We start from the raw sequence: 20076 nt of genomic DNA on the forward strand, positions 1-20076 counted from the left end.
CCCATTAAAGTCCACAAAAAGGCATATGCAAGCGTGTGAAGAAAGCTATCCACTCACGAACATTGCATATGCCATTGTTTAACCCTATTGGCTAGCTAACTCTTATTTCTTCTGATTTGTTGGCCAAGCAAACTGAATGCCAAGCGCTTTTTTGGCTTGCAAAAACTGATTGTTCTGGTAAGCATACAGTTCCTGATAACCGAGATTTTTTTCCAGCTCGATCTCTTCGTTATAGAACTTCTCCACATCGGCTTCCGACTTGGCTAGGAACATTTTGGCTCTTGCCTTCACACGGCTTTCTTCAATTTTTGCATTAATTCCCGCTTCTTTCGTCCCGCCTAACGGAGTCGTCGATTCGAAGGGCAGCATATCGTACGTATATTGAGCAAAATAGTCCGTCGCTTGTTTCTTCAAGGTGTTATCCAACGTCTTCGTTGTTGGTGAAGTCCGCGCGATGGGTACCCAGTTGATCAGCCAATTCAGTGTGCCATTGCCGTATTTCAGCTTGGCTTTGTTCGCATCTTCGGCATTCAGCTTATTGTACTCGTCCGTCAGCTTCACTTTGCCATTCTCATCGAAATCCCAGGCTGCGCCTTTCGGACCGTAGTTCACATTCAGACTCATCTCGTCCGTGGATAAAAAATGGAATAGTTTAATAATCCGATCCTGATATTTGGATTTGGAGCTAACCATGGACAGCGTCCAGCCTGTAACATTGACAGGGTCAACGTATGGCTTATTCCCCTTGCTGCCAACTACAGGCCCGACATGCACATAGGTCGCTTTCGGATCCTTCTGATACAATGCACTCCAGTCAATATTCTTGTTCGTGTAAGAGAATACCGCACCATTTGCAACCTTTTCCTGAATCTGATTCTTGTTCAGTGTCTGGCTGTCCTCCGGCATCAAGCCCTCACGATACAACTGATTAAGGAACTTGTACGCTTCCAGGGATTCCACCGTACGCTCACGGTCAATCAGATTACCTTGCGCATCCTCACGAGGCGCCCCGAAGAAGTTGGAAATAATCCAGCTGTCAAAATAAGCAGGCGTCAGAGCAAAACCGTTATATTTAACGCTCGAATCCTTCACCTTGCGAAGAGCTGCGACCAAGCCATCTTTCGTTTTAAAATCGTCGGCTTTGATGCCGAGTTGGTCCATAATATCTTGACGCGCATATAATCCTTGGTTGCTGGCGATATAGTCGCCGGGCTGGAACGTTTCCTTAGCCCAGAAGTAGCTGGCGTACCCGTAGAAGTGTCCGTCCGAGTTGCGGAACCAATCCTGCATGGTTTTCGCTACTTTGAAGGAAGGATCGTACTTCGCGATCAGGGTATCCATCGGTGCAACCAAGCCGGACTTCTCGAGTACTCCGCGCTGCGGGGATCCTTTATCGACAGTGATCACATCCGGAATGTCCCCCGCTGCGATGATCGCACTCAGCTTATCTGAACTTCCTGAGGTGAAATCGATCGAAACGCCGGTCGCGTCTGTAATCATTTTATCCAGCAAATTGTTGACCGCATCCCAATTCTTCTTGTAGTAATCCTGATCAACGAACCAGGTGATCTTGATTGGCGACTTGTCCTCTGTTGCTGCTTTCTGTGTAGCAGATGCTGTTTCCGAGGATGTTGGAGCTGACGACGGCTTATTTTGGTTGTCGCCTGTAACAGAGCATCCTGCTAATAACGAACCAATCATCATTAAGACAATCCCCGATTTGTGAAAACGTTTTCTTTTAAGCACTTGTTTTCCTCCCCTTCGTGTAGGCCTATATATTGTTAATGTACAGCAAAAGCATTCCGCTTGCATGCTTTTGCTGTGCAGATTAACCTTTCACAGAACCAATTAACACACCTTTTACGAAAAACCTTTGGAGAAACGGATACACAACTAAGATCGGAGCCGTCGTTGCCATCATCATGGCAAGCTTCAGGGTTTCGGAGCTGATCTGCTTCGCTTCCTCCGGCATATTCCCCGCTACTTGCTCCCCAAACTTCTGCGCGACCGATGCATCTGTCACAATGCGTTTTAAAAACAGCTGCACAGGCTCAAGATAGTCCTTGGTTGTAAAGAACAGAGCATCCGTATAGGCATTCCAGTGATACACGCAGTTGAACAGCGCAATTGCAGCCAAAACCGGCTTGGTCAGTGGAAGAACGAGCTGCAGGAAAATGCGGTATTCGCCAGCGCCATCCATCTTCGCAGATTCAACAATCGACTCCGGGATCGTCCGGAAAAATGACATAATAATAATCATATCCCACACGCTGAACATCGTCGGTACAATGTAAACAAGGAAATTGTTCAACAAGCCGAGCTGCTTGTAAAGCAAATAGGTGGGGATCAAACCGCCGTAGAAAAACATCGTAAACAGCATGATAATCAGATACACATTACGCCCCGCCAACGATTTGCGAGACATGCCATAAGCAACGAGCGCAGTAAACGCCACGTGAAGAATCGTGCCGATCAGCGAGCGAGATACCGTAATGAAATAAGCATGGTAAATCGTGTTATCAGAGAAGATCGACATATAATTGGCGAGTGTAAATTCGCGTGGCCATAAGTAGACGCCTCCTCTCATATAATCGACGCCCTGATTCAATGAACCAACCAGCGCGAACCAGAAGGGGGCAAGCGTCAGGACGACAATGGCCAGCATGAGAAAGACGTTGAAAGCATCAAACCATTGATCTCCTCTTGAACGGATTTTCATTAGTGGATCCTCCTGAATAAAGTTAGAACAGACTGTTGCCGGATATTTTACGGGTGACTTGATTGGCGCCGATCAGTAGAATCAACGCGACCAGTGATTTGGCAAGCCCCACGGCTGTCGAGTAGGAATATCGCATTTGCTGCAGCCCCACCTTGTAGACGTAAGTGTCGATTGTTTCACTGACATCCAGGTTCAGCGGATTCTGCATGACCAGCATCTGTTCAATACCGGTATTTAGAATCGAGCTGACCGCGAAAATAAGCATAATGACGATCGTTCCCATGATGCTGGGCACCGTAATGTACCACATGCGCTGAAACCTGCCGGCTCCGTCGATTTTGGCCGCTTCGTACAGCTCCTGATCGACCCCGGCAATAGCCGCAATGTAGATGATAGCTCCCCAGCCGATTCCCTTCAGCATCTCCGCCCCAACCATAATGAACCAGAACAGCTCCGGCTTGCCCATGAAATTGAGCGGTTCATTAATGATATGCAGCTTCTGCAGCAGCAGGTTGAGGATCCCGTTCGAAGGCGAGAGTACGGTCATAATTAAACCGCCAAAGATGACCCAAGAGACAAAGTGCGGCAAATAAGAAATCGTTTGCACAAAGCGTTTGAACCTTGCTGTCGTCAGCTCGTTCAGAAACAGGGCGAATACGATCGGCGCCGGGAATCCAAAAATGAGAACGAGGATATTCATCGCCAGCGTATTGCGCAGCACGTTCATAAAATTAGCATCAATAAAGAATTCCTTAAAATGTTCCAAACCAACCCAAGGCGATCCCGACACACCTAAGAATAGATCATAATCCTTGAACGCAATCAGAATTCCATACATGGGAATGTAGGAAAATATCAGCAGGAACAGCACCCCTGGCCATACCATGCTTTGCAGGGCGAACTGGCTTTTCCATCTTGTATGTCTGCCAGTGGCCGCTTTACCTGCTGTACGAAAAGGACGATCTGTCGTTACGGCTCTTTCCACTTCTTGCCCCCTATCTCGTTACTCATTGAATGCCCACCCGCATGAATAACGTTCACATTATTTTATCCGTATTCGTTTTACTGAGGTTTGCCTCTTTTAAACGACTTCGGAAGTATAAATCTACTATACGTTTTGTAAGCGCTCTTAAAAATATCTTCATTCTTGTTTTAATACCTTCATTTTGGATAGGCAAGCTGCGAGGGAGGTTTCTTGCACAGGTTGTCGAATAGGGTTAAAAACAACTCCTCTCAAGAAAGAAGGTCCGCCATTGCGTCGATATCTGAACACCATGAGCCTCAAAAGTAAAGTGACACTCGCATTCGTGCTGTTGATTCTGCTGCCTTTCATTGTTCTGGGCCTGTATACCTACGACCAAACGCAACGCTACATGAGAGATCAGTTGATTGCGAATTCGCAAATGACCTTGAAGCAAGTCAAATCTACAATTGAGAACAAACTTGATCTCATTGAAAGCGTTAGTAACAGCATCACGTACAATTACCGTCTGCAGCAATTTTTGGCTGCCCCCTACTCGCAAGCCAATAATTCCTTAGATGACTATTTCAGCTATGCCGTACCGCTCATTAATTACGCCATGCTGTTCCAAAAAATAAATACAGAGAAAATATCGGTGTATATGAGCAACGAAACGATACCGGAAGGATTCGGGGCCTTTTACCATGAAACGAAAGCAACACAGGAGTCTTGGTACGATACCTTCAAACATACTGAAAAAAAATCCCTTTGGGTGATTCGTAAAAGCCAGGATCTTGGAGAAACGTTCGGGTATATTCAGAAAATGATCTCCCTGGAAAACCATGATCTTGGTTTCACCCTTGTCGATGTGCGGCCAAGCGATCTGCTTGATCCTATCTCACGAATATCAGAAAGCAACCAGCATATTGTCCTCATGGACGACCACAATCGCATTCTATTTCCTGAAGGATCAAGCGCAGCTGATCGCGCTCCATCGCTCAAGCCTCCTCCATCTGGAAGCTACGTCATTCAAGATAACCAGTTATTCATCTCAGAGCCGCTAAAGGGACTCGGCTTATCCATGCTGATGACGATAACACTGCCTAGATCATTCGGCTCTCTTCAGGTGGTTACGAATCTCGCTTTCCTCACGGCGATGGTTTTACTATTGTTTGCCTTTTACTCCGTACTGAAGATAGCTTTAAGAAAGATGAAAACGAGCATTGGGCAGATGGCCCACGCGATTGAATCCGGTTTCGTGCCCATTCCAAATGATCGCCAGGATGAATTCGGAGTTATTACTGAGAAATTCAATCTGCTGTTAAATAAAATTAACCTGCTGATGAAGGATATGATTCGCCAAGAAACGATTCATAAGGATGCCCAACTTATCGCACTTCAGTCGCAGATCAATCCACATTTCATCTATAATACGCTCGACATGTTTAGTGCCAAGATGGAGCTTGCCGGTCAATTTGACGTCTCCGATGCGATGGCTGATTTTGGCAAAATGATGCGTTACAACATGGACGGTCAATTCCGGTTTACAACCCTTGAAGCTGAGATTCGCTACTTGGAACAATATATGAATCTCCAAAAGATTAAATATGGTGACAACATCGAATTACGTATTCGAGTGCCCGATCTATTGCTGTCTTCCCATGTCATTCGCTTTATTTTGCAGCCCATTGTTGAGAATAGTATTAAGCACGGTTTGTCGCAGCAAGGACCCCTTCGTATTCTGCTCGATATTGCTGTGCAACCCGACAGAACCCTACGATTGTCTATCCGTGATAACGGTCTTGGCATTTCGAAGGAACGTCTGGACCAATTAAATGAGCGGTTCCGCACATCTACGTATACCCCAAGTAGCAGCCTGCGAAGGGAAAGCATCGGACTTGGCAATATTAACGAAAGATTGAAGCTGTACTACGGAGAAGAATATGCGATTCGACTGGAAAGTGATGAAAGCCATTACGCCGAAACGATTCTCACTATACCCTATGATGATAGAGAGGAAGATCAACCATGTATAATGTGTTAGTGATTGACGACGAGGAATTAATATGCGATGGGGTCAAAGCTAAGTTGGAACGTGCAGGCTTACCAGCCGTTGGACACATTCATGTGGCATATGGTGGCTTGCAGGGGCTTCAAGCTGCCCAAGAGGTACAGCCACATATCATTATCACCGACATGCGTATGCCTGACATTGACGGCATACAGCTCATTCGCCAGCTTTCCCCTAAGCTGCCACGGACGAAATTCATTATGCTGAGCGGTCATGGCGATTATGGCTATGTCCGAGAAGCATTCAAATACGGCGTGCTTGACTATCTGCTGAAACCGGCAGGCTCCGCAGAGCTTGCGAAACTCATTCTGGCAGCCATCGCCGCAATTGAAGAGGACAGCCGTAAAGCCCAAGTTATGGAACGCAGCCAACTAGATGAGCAAACTTTACTCGCCGCAAGACTTAATTTCCTATTGAATGTTGACTCAGGTCGGATGGAAATGCATACCGGTGCAGAGAAAGATGAGCACCTCATTCAGCCCCCTTCTAATGCGACGAACACGCATGACCTTCCTGAAATGCTGCAATCTTGGCAAACACTTCAATCCTATTTTCCTCACCCTATATTTGCTATTGGTTTGTTCTACATCGGTGAGAGTGTGTTTAGCACAAAGGATCTGACACGCACCGATGCATGCTTGAATGAGCAGATTCAACTAGCTGGATACACTGCTCAGCTTCAAATTCTCGCTTTTCATGATACGCAAGGTAAAGTTTATACGATTTTCAACTATACTGACCCTCTCACATTGAACACAATTACTGCCCTACTTCGTGAGACTGTTGCACAACTTAATGTGGATCTTTTGAATGCGTCCGTCGTTTCCATCAGTAAAGCTGGCCACTTAAGGGATTTACCTCAGCTGTACAAGCAAGCACAACTGGCCATGTCTTACCGTATTTTGCTCGAGCCTGATCCTGTGTTGTGTCTGCATGAGCTTCCAAAACCGTTGGAGGAGTGGATGCCTGCCCGTAGAGATATCGATGAGCTCCGTCAAGCTGTGGAAACGCTTCATCTGGCGCGCATCCATCTATGGATCGACCGTTGGTTACCTGACAGTCTGGTTATGCGAATATCTCTGGAACAACTGGAAGCCGTCTTCGATCTCATCATTACGGAAATTCATAGGCATTTCAACGGACGTTTCATGTTTGAAGAGAACGAACTGGCTCAGGCATTCACCAGCTTTCATACCCTTCATGACCTTCGCCAGTATTTAAAAGGGTATGTCCTTACGGCCAAGCAACTTGTATCCGAAAGCACAAGCTTGGAAGGAGCTGTCATTAGCGATGCGATGTCATACGTTCGGCAGCATTTTAATCGCGAAATTCAACTCGCAGAAGTGGCGAATCGCGTATCCATGAACTACTCTTATTTCAGTACGCTGTTTAAAGAACGGATTGGGTTAACATTTACCGCTTATCTGATCAAGATCCGCATGGAGGAAGCACAAAGACTCCTGAAAGACCCCGCACTACGCATCCATGAAATTTCAGAGAAAGTCGGTTACAGCAACCCCTATCATTTCTCGCGAGCTTTTAAAAATCATTGCGGTATTTCTCCCAAGGAGTTTCGCAATACCATGCAATGAAAACAAGCCCCGGTCTCAACATCGACCGGGGCTTGCTTTACTTATAGGATTCACGCAAATAGATCTGCAACGCCTGACCCAGACACCTGCCCAATCGCCGAAGTGAATCCGCTGTGTACTGCATAGGGACGAGACCGAAATAGGGGATCTCCATAGAAACAGCCAGAGGAACACTATGCTGAATCATAAACGATGAGCAATTGGGAAACGGCTCGTTCCACTCTTCACCCATCTCAATATCATTGGCCGGATCGTACGGAATCTCTCGATTGCTGGCTATTCCGTGTGTCAGATCATGCAGCAATTTGCCGAGTCGCTCGATCCGGCGGTCTGCTTCGGTACCTGTCTTCACGAAAAAGACATGATCATTGCGTTCTCCCCATTTGTGCGGGCAATGAAAGTCTATGCCGACTACGGGCTGCAGAGCACTCACGTATCGCATAATCGCTGAAGTAGCTGCATACATGGGATGATCGATGTAATCACGGTTGTGGTCGTGCGGCATCCTTCCTTTACCTTGATCGCCATTCTCGACCCCATCGATATCAACAAAAGGGACGAAATGAATGCAGAATTGATCGAGAAACCCGGATCCTGCATGTTCCTCCAGGTATAGCTCCAACAAACCCTCCAACACGTAGTTTACCGTCGACTCACAGGCATGGTGGCGACTGGAGAAGAAGAGATGTTGCGGTGCATCCTTGTTGCCGATAAGTAAAAGCGGCACTTCTCTCTTTTGCTCAGATAGGCATAGCGTATCACGACGCACGACGGCGTAATCCTTGTATTTATCATAAAATGTTTCAAAATGCTGCAATTGATACGGCAGCGAAAATGCAAAATAAACTTCAGGGTTATTCGAATCGAATCGGTAAACAAATGATTTGGAGTTAATGACACTTTGTTCTCCCAACCATGTCCAGTTCCTACCATCTATGCTATACGCCGGTCCCCATGGTCCAACCACTTCGCCATGCATAAATTCGAAGATAATTTCATTCTCCTCTTCACAGCGAATGCAGAAATTCCAATAAAACCACCAATAGGAATCACGGATGTCCTGCTCCAGCCTCACAACTTCATCTAGCGAGACAACCTTGATATTGCCACCTGCATAGTTCGAACGAATGTGGATCATGTGAAGTCCTCCTGTATACCGTTTGTATCCGGTATTTGCCCTATCCATCCTATAGTAATACTCTCCAACTCCCTTATACGCATCGAATGCTAGGCATAGCAGCGAATTTCATAAATGGCCGCTGATGGATCTCCATTCGTGGCATCGATCACGACACGCAGTCTTTGTGTTTGGACAGAATGAATGAACGTGTGACGGCAATGGCGCTGGTAATTATCCTTCACCTCAAGCAGTTGCTCCCATGTACCGCCAACAAAGGCTTCGATACGGTAATCTTTCGGACATTGTGGGTCGCGATAGAATGGCGCATACCCGCGGTATTCCCATAGTAGGCTGCCAGGGAACGTAATCTCAACCTGTTTGATCCATTGCCGCTCTTCCCAGTTGAGCTCCAGCCATTGTGAAAGCGGCTCGCGCGGATCTGACCGCCATAGGTTCGTAAACCGATAAGGTCTAGTCACTCCATTCGTGACATGCTCAGGAGAGTAGGCCTTCTGCGGAGGCTCCACTCGGAAGCTACGGGTGGGCCCATTCCAATCCCTTCTCATCTTCCCTTCACCCATTTCATACGCACATGTTTGTCCTGGCACAATGCCGTCAGAACAATGCCAAACGATGTTGGGATTCGCCAGCAAGTCCAAACGAACATAGCTGCCTGACTTTAGGCCTGTAGTCTCGTCCAAGTGGACATCCCAGTCTATCCACTGATACTTGCCAGGCATAATAAGCAGCCTCGTTGCGGCAATGGCAGGACTCGCTTCCGTACGATAGTCCCAAATATGATCGACAGGGATAATTCTCGCTTCCACGAATTGAGGGGCGTCGCTCCAATTACTCAAACAAACCGAGACCCGGTTCAGTACTCCCTCCGAAATCGCAATCCATTGCCCCTTCCGTTGGCGGAGAAAATCATCCTGAGGACCACGCTCGCCAGATGCGTTCAGATCTGCCCTCACTTCGGCGCCGTGGCACGAAGCTTGGCTGCTAGCTGTAACATGCGCTTTGCGTGCTAGATCCAACTCATCCTCGTTCGTCGTGTTCAGCAGGAAACAACCGTCGCGAAGCAGCGTTTGTTTGACTTCTTGAATAGCCTCACTAGGTACCTCCGCGAGCGCTAATCCACGCTTCAATGCAATCGCAGCCGACGTTCCCACGGCCTGCCCAACTAACGCGGTTGTCGCCATTACGCGCACCGTACCTAATGCGGCATGCGTCACAGAGATATTGCGACCTGCCATCATTAAATTATCGACGTCTTTGGCAATCGTTGACCGCAATGGAATGCCATAAGGACCACAGTAGCTTTTCACCATATAGGAGGATGTTTCATCGTAGCCTTCTGAACTGGCATGCTCGCTGGTAGGCGCAAAAAGTCCCCCCGGTGTATGCAGATCAAGAAACCAGCCACCATAGGCAATTTCATCCTCAAATACCGTTTTATTCAGCGGGTCATGTTCTGTCATCAGATAGTGCCCCATAATTCGGCGGCTTTCTCGTTTGCCTGGCACTTGACCGATCCAGTCAATGGCATGATTAGCTGACAGTTCTTTCGTGAGTGGATCCTTATTCTTGATCCAATCCCAAATCCCTAGCACATACCGTGTCAGCTCATGACGAATATCTTCACTTTCATAGATCGTGTGCCAAGGCATGCCGATCTCGATCCACCAGTAACCACCACGCATATCATTCGGGTTTCGACCCTGTTTATAGAAAAAGTCGGGATTATCGAGCTTTGCAGCCCAATCTGGAGCCGTAAACGGAGCCGGGGAGCCAAGATCTTTCGTTTTAAAAAGCAGCGAACTCCCCATCACATCTCCGCTAGCTTGCAGTGGTGCATGCGGTTCGGCGTATTCCTCGCGTCCCTCGGACCCCATCCGCCATTCACAACCTGCACGGTCGGCAACGATGCCGTCGCCAGTGCAATCCACGAATACATCCGCTACGAATTCAATCTCCGTCTCCGCATTAGCTACATAACCCACGACCGACGCAATCTTGCGCTCACTCGCCATCCGAACGTCCAGAATGGTTGTATTCAAATAGAAGGTCAAATTCTCCGTTCGCTGTGCCATATCATACATCGTCATATCCCATACGCTGTTCGTCCAGCCATTCTCAAAAATCGGCTCATGATTCCGCGCGCGTTCCTCGATCAATAACTCCGAGATAATACCCGTTTCTTTGGCGTAAACATGGAAAGCGGCTGCACCGTGCGGTGTTACTCTAACCTCGGATGAACTGTTCCCCCCGAAGACAGGTCGATCCTGAACCAGACACGTCTTAGCCCCATGTCTAGCTGAAGCAACAGCCGCACAGAAACCCGCCAGCCCGCCTCCACACACAACAACATCGTACTTCTCCGTCTTGCGCGTGCTCCTATTTGTTGAATGATTTGCCGCTGTCCGTGTATTCGTGAAGTTATTAACCATTTCTCTTCGTCTCCCTTTATGCAGCCACACCTACTTTTCCATAGATGATAGCGTTTTCTTAACCTCCTTTACACTGTATCCTGAATAAGAACGCAATAACATATCACCATTTTTGATTTGATGCCTCCATTTTGGCATCTCAATATTCAGGCATGAATTTGACAACCTCCGTAATAGTGAATTCGGTTGACTCTTATTGCTGAAACCTTCACTCATATACGTTAAGCTCATGGATAGACCAATACACACCAGCACTACCGGTTTGAACAATTCGAATGTATCTAGCTGTGATCCCTGAATGCGTGATGGTAGTTAAAGCGGTGCTGCCTGTTCCAGTAGCTATAGGCGTCCCCCAATTGGATCCATCAGCAGAGACATAAACTTGATAACCTCTTGGATAATCGCCTGCACTCCCTGAGGCATCAAGCACGATACGACTGAACGTATAGGCAGCTTTCATATCCACTTGAATATATTGCCCGTACACCTGAGCTGTCGCGGTATCCCAACGAGTTGCTGGCAAACTATCTAAGACATTTTGAGCTTTCGCAGCTTGCAAGGATGCCGTTGCCGTCCAACCTATACGTGATATTGGGGCATCGTTCGTGGTAACAGTCAATGGTGTACTGGAAGTAGACTGATTGCCAGCGGCATCTCGCGCTTTTACCGTCAGCGAATAGGACGTACTTGGGATTAGTCCTGTTACTGTGTAATTGGTTACGCTTATTCCTTCCGCATTCAGCTTCTGTGAACCGTTGTATACATCATAGGCAACGAAACCATTCGCATCGGATGCTGGCGACCAGCTTAAGCTTATCGTTTTTTCCGTTTTACTGGTCATCGTAAGCCCAGATGGTGTGGAAGGTGCTTCCCGATCTGCTAAATAGACATTCATTTCATGAATCGACCAATAGACACCAGCGCTTCCTGTTTGCACCACACGCAAATATCTTGCCGTTTGAACAGGGATGCTGATTGTTGTGATAGCACTGCCTACGCCTGTTGCTACTGCAGTCCCCCAAGAAACTCCATCTGATGAAACCAATATGGCGTATTGCCTTGGATAATCACTTGAACTACCTGTGGCATCTAATTCAATCTTGTTGAAAGTAAGTTCGGCTCTCATATCTACTTGAAAATACTGGCCATACACCTGAGCCGCCACAGTGTCCCAGCGAGTCGAGACCAAGCCATCAATCGCATTTTGTGCTTTGTTCGAACCATGAGAAGCTGAAGCTATCCAACCCGCGCGCGACAATGGCGTATCTTTCGTAATAACAACCACAGGAACGCTAGCCGCCGACACATTACCGGATGTGTCTCTTGCTTTAACCGTAAACAGATACTCTGTCTGCTGTGTAAGCCCTGTGATTGTGTAGCTCGTGTTTGTTACAAGTGTTCCATTCATCTGCTGAGAGCCCTTATAGACATCATAACCTGCGACGCTATTAGCGTCATGTGAAGCAAGCCAGTTCAAGGTGACTGTTGTATCTGTTGAATTGATTGCCACGACATTGGTCGGTATTGTCGGCGCTACCGTATCCATGTTATATACATTAAACTCATGGATAGACCAGAATGCACCGACACTTCCTGTCTGAACGACCTTGATAAATCTCGCTGTCTGTACTGGAAATTGTATAGACAACATAGCGTTTCCGGAGCCTGAAGCAATAGCCGTTCCCCAAGTTAACCCATTCACGGATACATACACCTCATACTTCCTCGGATAGTCCCCCGAGCTTCCGGTTGTATCTAAGACTAGTTTATTAAAGGTACGATTCGTTAGCATATCTACCGAGAAATATTGCCCGCTAACTTGAGCCACTCCTGTATCCCAGCGTGTCGCTGCATTCCCATCAATTGCATTGTTCGATTTGAAAGCGCTATGGGACGCGGTTGCTGTCCAACCATCACGCGGCAATGCAGCGTTCGGGTCACTTATGATGGGGATGTAAGCCGCAGTCGTGACCACATAAAGAATGTCACTTGGTTGTGACTCTCCGGCCTCATTCATAGCTTTAATGCGGTAAGAGTAGAATGAATTAGCATTTAATCCGCTATCATGGAATGCATGGGTTCCACCAGAGATCGTTGCGATCACTTGCCAATTCACTTGCCCGTTGGCCCTACGCTCGATCTTGAAGTTTGTTGCTTCCATCTCCCCATCATGCCAACTGAGATCAACCGTACTGCTCGTAATTCCCGTCGTCGTCGCATACTTAGGCGCATCCGGCGGAGCATCTGATAGGCCTAGAATAACATCAACCGCTGCGGTTATTCCCGCTGTATCGTTTGCCACAATATTAAGCGTATTGTATTCGCCTGAAAAAGCAGAATTCACTAGATTTATTGAAGCTTTACCAACAGCTAAAGTTTGACTTTGCTCAGGTAATAAATAAGCACGTGCTTGATCCAACAATAAGATATTGCTCGATGTGTTACCTAGGAGAACAAGATCGGAATCCACTGTTTTCCATTTCGGAAATTTCAGTTGGGATTGGTATTCCTGTAAGCTCTTGACGACACCACCAGGCTCGGCTAGACCTATCTGTGCACTTCGTCCCTGCGCGATATAATAGTTCACGAGGCGTTCTGCTTGCGTTACATACGTTGAATCAGCAAATTGTGCAGCCGTTAAAGCCACAGTTAACGGGACGGTATGCCGTTCTTCAAAAGCTCGGACATCCCACTCCCGGTGGATCGCAACCACCTCATCTTCAACGGCAGGAAGATCCGTTACAATAACTGATGAAGTTGCTTCTAACCCGCTTAATAGTTCTTTCACCTTAATCGTATAAGTACCAGGAGCATCGCTATTCTTCAGAGGCAGCTTGGCTGTTAACCCTGTAGCCGAATAAATCGTTGCGGTGTCCCCACTCGTCGAATGGGTGACCGTAATTTCGACGGGAATCCCCGACATTGGATTCGGATTACGTATCGTCGTATACGCTTCATAAAAGCCAGAATTCGTTAATTGAACAGCGATTTCAGGTGTTGTTACCTCTGCCGGAGGCAAAGCATACCACTGAAAACCATTCGACTGCAGGTCGACATGCGCTGCTTCTGCTACGGTTACCTTTCTGCCAAGTCTAACATCATAGATCGGTAAATTCGTATTCCAAGTCAACTCAGCCGTTTGACCGACGAGATGCTGCGTATTACCTATTGCCGTATCATGCTTTTCATTCAAAACAGTTATAAATGAGGTATCACCTGCACGAGTCGGTACAGCCCAAACATCACTTTGCGTAGCGTAGGCTATTGGCCTGTTAATTCCCGTCATCGCAACCTGAAGCTTACTAATGTTATCTGTATTCCGAGTGAGAAGATTGTTCGTTTGATCTGTGTCGCTTTGAATCACATAAGCTCTAACCTGCATATTCGTAGCCGTTGCATCAACCGGCGAGACGGATTCATCATCCTTAAGAATACGTCCGCCATTACTAACAAAATTCTGCAGTTCCGTCGTTATCCCCTCACTCCAACTCCAGCTATTATCGAACTGATTCAAACCAACTAATAAAATAGCTTTCATTGAATCTGGTAATCCGCGTTTCAGCTCCTCAGGCGTTATCACCTTAGAAGGCCAGCCAGCTGCGTGAGTGAGAAACAAGGCTTCAGATACTTTACCTTCATGCGATCCTGCCAACAGCTGAACGTCAGTTGGATTATCCCCGCCGACAATGCCTCGGAGCAGCGCCTGCTCGTTTACATAGAGAATGCCAATTGTCGGCATAGGATCGGACATTGCATACGTTCCGCCATAGCGATGAATCCAATCAAAGAGTGCTTTCTGTTCCGCTATAATTTGCGGCTCTGCTCGGCTCCCTTTATTATTCGGCAACACATTCGTTCCAATCGCTTGAATTCCTCGTGTAAGTGCCATCGCATACGCCTTTTCACGGTCTTCCTTTCCAAAAAATAGAGAAAAATCATCTTGGAGTGCCCAAGTCGTCTTGTTTGGAGCATAACTCTTCAGGCGATCAAGAAGAGAAACCAAATGCAAGGGTTTGGATGACTTTTTTTCATTCCAATCATAGGCGCTTTGAACTGGCAGTTGTTCATGCATCTCTTTGCCTGGAATTGTTGCCCATACCCAACCGCCACGCCCTCCGACACCAGGTGAACTGCCGAACGACCCTGTCGTAGTCGTATAAGCAGGATTTACCTCAGATACCGCTTTGGAGAAATAACCGTAATTTGTGTACGTTTCATTGTATCTTGCAATATAGTCCAAAAAAGGCTTCGTAGACGTTGCGAAATATTCATGTGTCTTCGGAGTATAGGAGCCTGCTAAGCTGGGCGCTAAAGGTGTTGTTAGCGGGAGTCCAGCAGCCGTCTGAAACGCATTAAACGCTCTACCCCATGGGCGGTTTGGATGTGGGGGCGCCCAATCCCAATAGGAAGCATAACCCGCATTATCCGCGCCAAGGCTAATTCCAGCTAGATTCGGATAAGCCTGCAGACGCTGCAGTCCCAACTGAATATCCCGATAGAGCGGAGCATGGAAATCAGCTATGTAGGAGCTGTAAAACGGTAGATTCTCGCTGGTTGTATTCATAACATCCCAGTCCGTTTTAGGAACGAATCCAAGCTGCACCCCTCTGTCACTTAATGCCTGTGCCATGTTTGTCTGACTCTTATCATTTGCTGGTTCTTCAAAAGAACTAAATTCATACACACGATCATATCCCGTGTCTGACACATAATCCGCATATTCCTGTACGGTCCCAATATTGGCATATGGAGCAGCAATATCAGAATGTTCGGAGTGATAGAAGCCTCCTGAGCTCATCCCATGTGGCAAATAAACGAAATTGATTGTTTCCGGTGACCTTGGCACGTCGATACCTACATGTCTCTCAATGGAAGTTGATGCAGGCTCATAAGCAGGTATAGCTGGCTTAACTCCTGCAAGCGCTTGAACATCTGCATCCCAAGCTGATTGATTCGGAAACGAGTCGGACTGCTCTACACTTTGAACGGTAAATGCATGTCCAGCACCTGGAATCGTCAAGTTCACTTCTATTGGCATATCCTTCGGATTGCCTGCCACAATGGGTTGCAATCCCGCATCAAAACGAACAGGACCACGCCCATCTACCCATAATTCATAGGGTTTACCCGCTTCATTCTGCGGCACCAACAAAGTGAGCGAATCGTAACTTCGCGTGCCGCTGTTATAGATTTCCTTTCCATCATTTTTCAAAATGACTTGTTTAACAGATCCTGGTACTGAACTGCCAATACGAATCGGGAAGGTCCATAATTCATAATCCCAAATCCAGCTGCGCTCCGATCGGTCATCTGTATACATGTTCGTTTGTCCCCAACGCCAAGCCACACCGCGTACCCAGTGATTACCTGGTTGCATCACATTATCCGATTGTTGCTGTACAATCGACATGTTGTCTGGTGCCTGCTGCAACAAAATTTCCGACTTGTATTCAGCGCTTTGGGTAAAAGGTTGAACGGTTTTTACCGATTGGTTCGCCTGCGGAATCTGCAGCTTGATCGCTGGCCAATCTACTGCGTTAGGTCCATCTGTACGGACAGCGTTTTGATGTATTTTGGCAGTCCCCTTCGTAAATAGCCCTGTCGGTGTGTCAAATCGGACTAATCGGAACGTTGCGTATTTGGTGGGAGGCGTAAAGTCGCTGGATTCCGACAATCGGGTAACGATGGAACCAGCCATATCCGCCTTGATTTGATCCACTGTAAGCGGAGTTGCGTACATATGCAACGAGTCTATGGCTCCCCGGAAGCCGTATTTAATCATCGCCTTAGCTACACTATCATAATGCCATTCAGTTCCTATCAGCATAGTCACTTCGTTAGGCAAGAGATCGGTGAATACGGCACTTCCGTCAACTTTACCAATTAATTTGCCATTGACATAGAAGTTGACACCTTGATATTTCTCAAATGTAACGGCTACATGCGCCCATTGTCCAACGGCCAATTCTGAAGCCGTGTACTTCCACGTATACCATTTTTCCCCATAGTCTGCCCCATAATAAAGCTGATTCCCCTGAAGGCCAAGGTAAAACGTCGTCCCCTTCCAATTGGCATCTCGCTTCGTTACAATCGGTTGATAACCATTCAAATCATCAGGTTTGATCCAAGCCGAGATGGTAAACGTAGAGGAGACATGATTCAATTGATTCAGTGTACTAACACTAGCTTGATCAGCACCATTCAGCTTTAGGGCTTTGCCGCCTCCGACACGTCCGTCCACCAAAGCTGCCGGGAGGTTAAAAGAACCATTCTGAGAGAAACCACTACTGTCCACTAGAGCCGATGCGTTTACAGGATCCTGCTCCATCTCATATTTCGCAATTAAGGGGACTTTAATCACTTCTTGCGTAGTGACGGCAACTGGTGCACTACCAACCGACTCGTTTCCATACAGATCTTTCGCTTTGACAACGATTTGATAGGCTGTACTTGCGGTTAGTCCCGTTATACGATAACTTCGTTGATTCGTATAACCAACATATTGATCATTTGCATATACATAATAACCCACTACAGCTACATCATCAGTTGCTGCTTGCCACGTCACATCCATTTGCGTATCCAAAACATGGCTAACCGTCACATTTCCTGGTGCTGTTGGTGGATTCAAATCCGGAGCGATTGTGCCATACGCATACACCTCGTGAATTGACCAATAGGAGCCTGCAGCTTTGGTTAGTGTTAGTCGGATGTAACGTGCCGTCTGCTCTGGAAAAACCGCTGTAATAATGGAAGAACTGCCAGTTACCCTTCGTATAGAAGCATTCCAACTTATGCCATCTGTAGAAGTACTAATATCAAACTCCCGGGCATAATCGCCACCTGACTGAGCTGCATTCAGCACCAGTTTATTGTAGGTTTTATCGCCTGGACCCATGTCAATTTGAAACCATGCGCCTACTGTCTGCGCAGTACCGCTGCTCCACCGCGTGGAAAGATCGCCGTCAACGGCAGCCCAGGCGCCACCGCTATTCGCTGAAGCACTCATTGACCATAAGGAACGATCAATCCGATCCGTCGTTTGAACTGTGATGGAATCACTCCATGCGGAAATATTTCCAGCTAAATCCATAGCTCGAACTTTAAACGAATAGGACGTTTTGGGTGTAAGTCCCGTTGCCTTAAACGACACACTGCTGGAAAAGGCTACATAATGATTATCTGCATAGATTTCATACCCCAGCACCTTCCCATTATCTGTGCTTTCCTGCCAAGTGAGCATGGCATCAATGTCAGTAACTTGAGAGGCCAAGGCTCCCTCAGGTTGGAGCGGAGCTTGTTGATCTGCATTCGTGCTCCCATATAGCTTCACGTTATGAACAGACCACCAACTACCATTGTTCTTAGTTAATGCAATACGAATATATCGGGCTGATTGTGTTGAAAATGAAACATCAATGACCGCGCTGCCATTTCCTTGAGCAATCGCATTGCTCCAGGTTACGCCATCTTCCGATACTTTAATTTCATAACCACGTGCGTAATCACTGGATGAGCCGCTCGAATCCAACACTAATCTGTTGTACGATTTCGCCATTAGGCCCGTATCGATTTGAAGCCACATGCCGATTGTTTGTGCGGTTCCGCTCGACCAGCGGGAGGATGCAACATTATCGACTGCCAAAGCAAGAGCGCCAGCAGCATTATTGTGGGAGGATGACATTGACCAGGCGAAACGATCCATTTCTTCTACATTCACAAGTAGTGCTGTGCTTAACGCCGAAGCATTGCCGGCAGCATCTTTCGCTCGTACAGTGAAAGAATACGAGACTCCTGGTGTTAGGCCTGAAGCAGAATAGACCGGTGCCCCCGTAATCGTAGAGAGATACATGTTATCACGATATACGTCATAACTAGATACCCCTGTATCATCCGTCGATACCGTCCAGGTAAGTTGAACCGATTCCGACGTACGCCAGGTCGAAGTGAGATTGGTGTGTGCAGTGGGAGCTTGCGTATCAGCAGCCAGAGCCAGCGAAGGAAGCGCTGGGAATAAACCGATTACCAGTAATACAATGAAGAATCGAACCAGTACTCGATACAAATGTTTTGCAATTTTAGACAGAATAACCCTCCCCTTTCGATTGAAAAAGTTGCTGTAACTCTCCTGTGTGAACTCCTAGAAAGTCAGCATGTCATAGATATAGGCCAACTCTAATCTTGTAATCGCTTTCAATACACCCCCTTTCAAATCCCGCATGATGACCATTTGCCCCCTACACACAGGCATTCATAATCACCACACAGGATAGCTCGATTATCCTTTAATCGCTCCAATCATAACTCCTTTGACAAAATACTTTTGAAGGAATGGATAGACCAGTAATAAGGGCACCAACATCACAACAACCCCTGCTGAACGTATGGACTGTGGTGTGAGCAACTCCTCAAACTCCTGCGGCTGCAAGCTGTTGAGACTTTGCAAAAGTGATTGATTTGCAATCATATTCTGCACAAGCACAGCCAAGTTATATTTGTCCGAGTCATTAATATTGATTAATACACTTTGGAACACGTTCCAGTAGCCAACACCATAGAAGAGCATTAACGTAGCCAATACAGGCATCGAAAGCGGAAGTACAATTTGCCATAGCAATCGCCATTCACTACATCCATCTATCTGAGCAGCCTCACTTAATTCCTCGGGCATTTGTTCAAAAAAAGATTTTAGAACCAGCAGGTTATACGCACTGATTAATCCAGGCAGCCAGAGTGCCCAATATGTGTCTATGATACCTAGCGAACGATTAACCAGAAAGGCTGGAATCGTTGGAATACCGAAAAGCATCGTAAAGACGATCGCGAGCGTGAATCCTTTTCGCCAATAGAATGTAACCTTGGACAGTGGAAAAGCCGCAAAAATCGTAAAGATCATACTAAACAAGACACCAAAGCCTGTAATCACCACACTGTTTTTCAAACATTGTAAAATAGGCGTTCCTTCAATTAATGATTTATAGGAGTCCAGATTGAAACCGACTGGCCAAATACCAACGAAACCGGATGCAATCGCCGAGTAATCACTGAATGACATCGACACGATATTCATAAGCGGGATCAAACAGCTCATGCCAGCTAACAGCAACAACGTAAAGTTCACGGCATAAAAAAGTTTTTCCCCGATCGACAAGCGCATGATAGT

General features: G+C 46.9%; 9 protein-coding genes. 2 read left to right on the forward strand and 7 right to left on the reverse strand.

The window, feature by feature from the left end:
• Positions 1-102: 102 nt before the first annotated feature.
• The 3 genes from GC096_RS36065 to GC096_RS36075 all read right to left on the reverse strand — a co-directional run bounded on the left by GC096_RS36065 (position 103) and on the right by GC096_RS36075 (position 3704).
• Positions 103-1746, reverse strand: coding sequence for a type 2 periplasmic-binding domain-containing protein (locus GC096_RS36065; RefSeq protein WP_171637724.1), 1644 nt, complete (start codon positions 1744-1746; stop codon positions 103-105).
• Between the two features lie 82 nt (positions 1747-1828).
• Positions 1829-2719 carry a carbohydrate ABC transporter permease gene (locus tag GC096_RS36070; protein ID WP_171637726.1) on the reverse strand — a complete coding sequence of 297 codons (891 nt, stop codon included), beginning with the start codon at positions 2717-2719 and terminating at the stop codon, positions 1829-1831.
• Between the two features lie 22 nt (positions 2720-2741).
• A complete protein-coding gene (locus GC096_RS36075; RefSeq protein WP_312886418.1) occupies positions 2742-3704 on the reverse strand; it encodes an ABC transporter permease in 963 nt (320 codons plus the stop codon).
• Positions 3705-3972: 268 nt separating this feature from the next.
• Between GC096_RS36075 and GC096_RS36080 the strand changes: the two genes are divergently transcribed.
• Both GC096_RS36080 and GC096_RS36085 read left to right on the forward strand, forming a co-directional pair.
• Complete coding sequence (locus GC096_RS36080; RefSeq protein ID WP_171637728.1) at positions 3973-5724, forward strand: cache domain-containing sensor histidine kinase; 1752 nt, start codon at positions 3973-3975, stop codon at positions 5722-5724.
• Entirely contained in the window at positions 5709-7343 is a 1635-nt protein-coding gene (locus tag GC096_RS36085; RefSeq protein ID WP_171637730.1) for a response regulator transcription factor, read from the forward strand. Before GC096_RS36080 ends, GC096_RS36085 begins: the two co-directional genes overlap by 16 nt.
• A 37-nt stretch (positions 7344-7380) precedes the next feature.
• On the opposite strand, the gene GC096_RS36090 is transcribed toward GC096_RS36085, so the two are convergent.
• The 4 genes from GC096_RS36090 to GC096_RS36105 all read right to left on the reverse strand — a co-directional run bounded on the left by GC096_RS36090 (position 7381) and on the right by GC096_RS36105 (position 20070).
• A complete protein-coding gene (locus GC096_RS36090; protein WP_171637732.1) occupies positions 7381-8481 on the reverse strand; it encodes a M14 family metallopeptidase in 1101 nt (366 codons plus the stop codon).
• 89 nt (positions 8482-8570) lie between these two features.
• A complete protein-coding gene (locus tag GC096_RS36095; protein WP_171637734.1) occupies positions 8571-10913 on the reverse strand; it encodes an FAD-dependent oxidoreductase in 2343 nt (780 codons plus the stop codon).
• 208 nt (positions 10914-11121) lie between these two features.
• Positions 11122-18978, reverse strand: a complete 7857-nt coding sequence (locus GC096_RS36100; protein ID WP_171637736.1) for a discoidin domain-containing protein — start codon at positions 18976-18978, stop codon at positions 11122-11124.
• 213 nt (positions 18979-19191) lie between these two features.
• Entirely contained in the window at positions 19192-20070 is an 879-nt protein-coding gene (locus GC096_RS36105) for a carbohydrate ABC transporter permease (protein WP_171637738.1), read from the reverse strand.
• Positions 20071-20076 lie beyond the last annotated feature (6 nt).

Origin of the sequence: Paenibacillus plantarum (assembly GCF_013141695.1) — a bacterium.
Lineage (GTDB): Bacteria > Bacillota > Bacilli > Paenibacillales > NBRC-103111 > Paenibacillus_E > Paenibacillus_E plantarum.

What these genes read in the sequence shown, in the direction of transcription:
- GC096_RS36070 (WP_171637726.1), bottom strand. Translation starts at nt 2,719, where the DNA reads ATGAAAATCCGTTCAAGAGGAGATCAATGGTTTGATGCTTTCAACGTC.
- GC096_RS36085 (WP_171637730.1), top strand. Translation starts at nt 5,709, where the DNA reads ATGTATAATGTGTTAGTGATTGACGACGAGGAATTAATATGCGATGGG.
- GC096_RS36090 (WP_171637732.1), bottom strand. Translation starts at nt 8,481, where the DNA reads ATGATCCACATTCGTTCGAACTATGCAGGTGGCAATATCAAGGTTGTC.
- GC096_RS36095 (WP_171637734.1), bottom strand. Translation starts at nt 10,913, where the DNA reads ATGGTTAATAACTTCACGAATACACGGACAGCGGCAAATCATTCAACA.
- GC096_RS36105 (WP_171637738.1), bottom strand. Translation starts at nt 20,070, where the DNA reads ATGCGCTTGTCGATCGGGGAAAAACTTTTTTATGCCGTGAACTTTACG.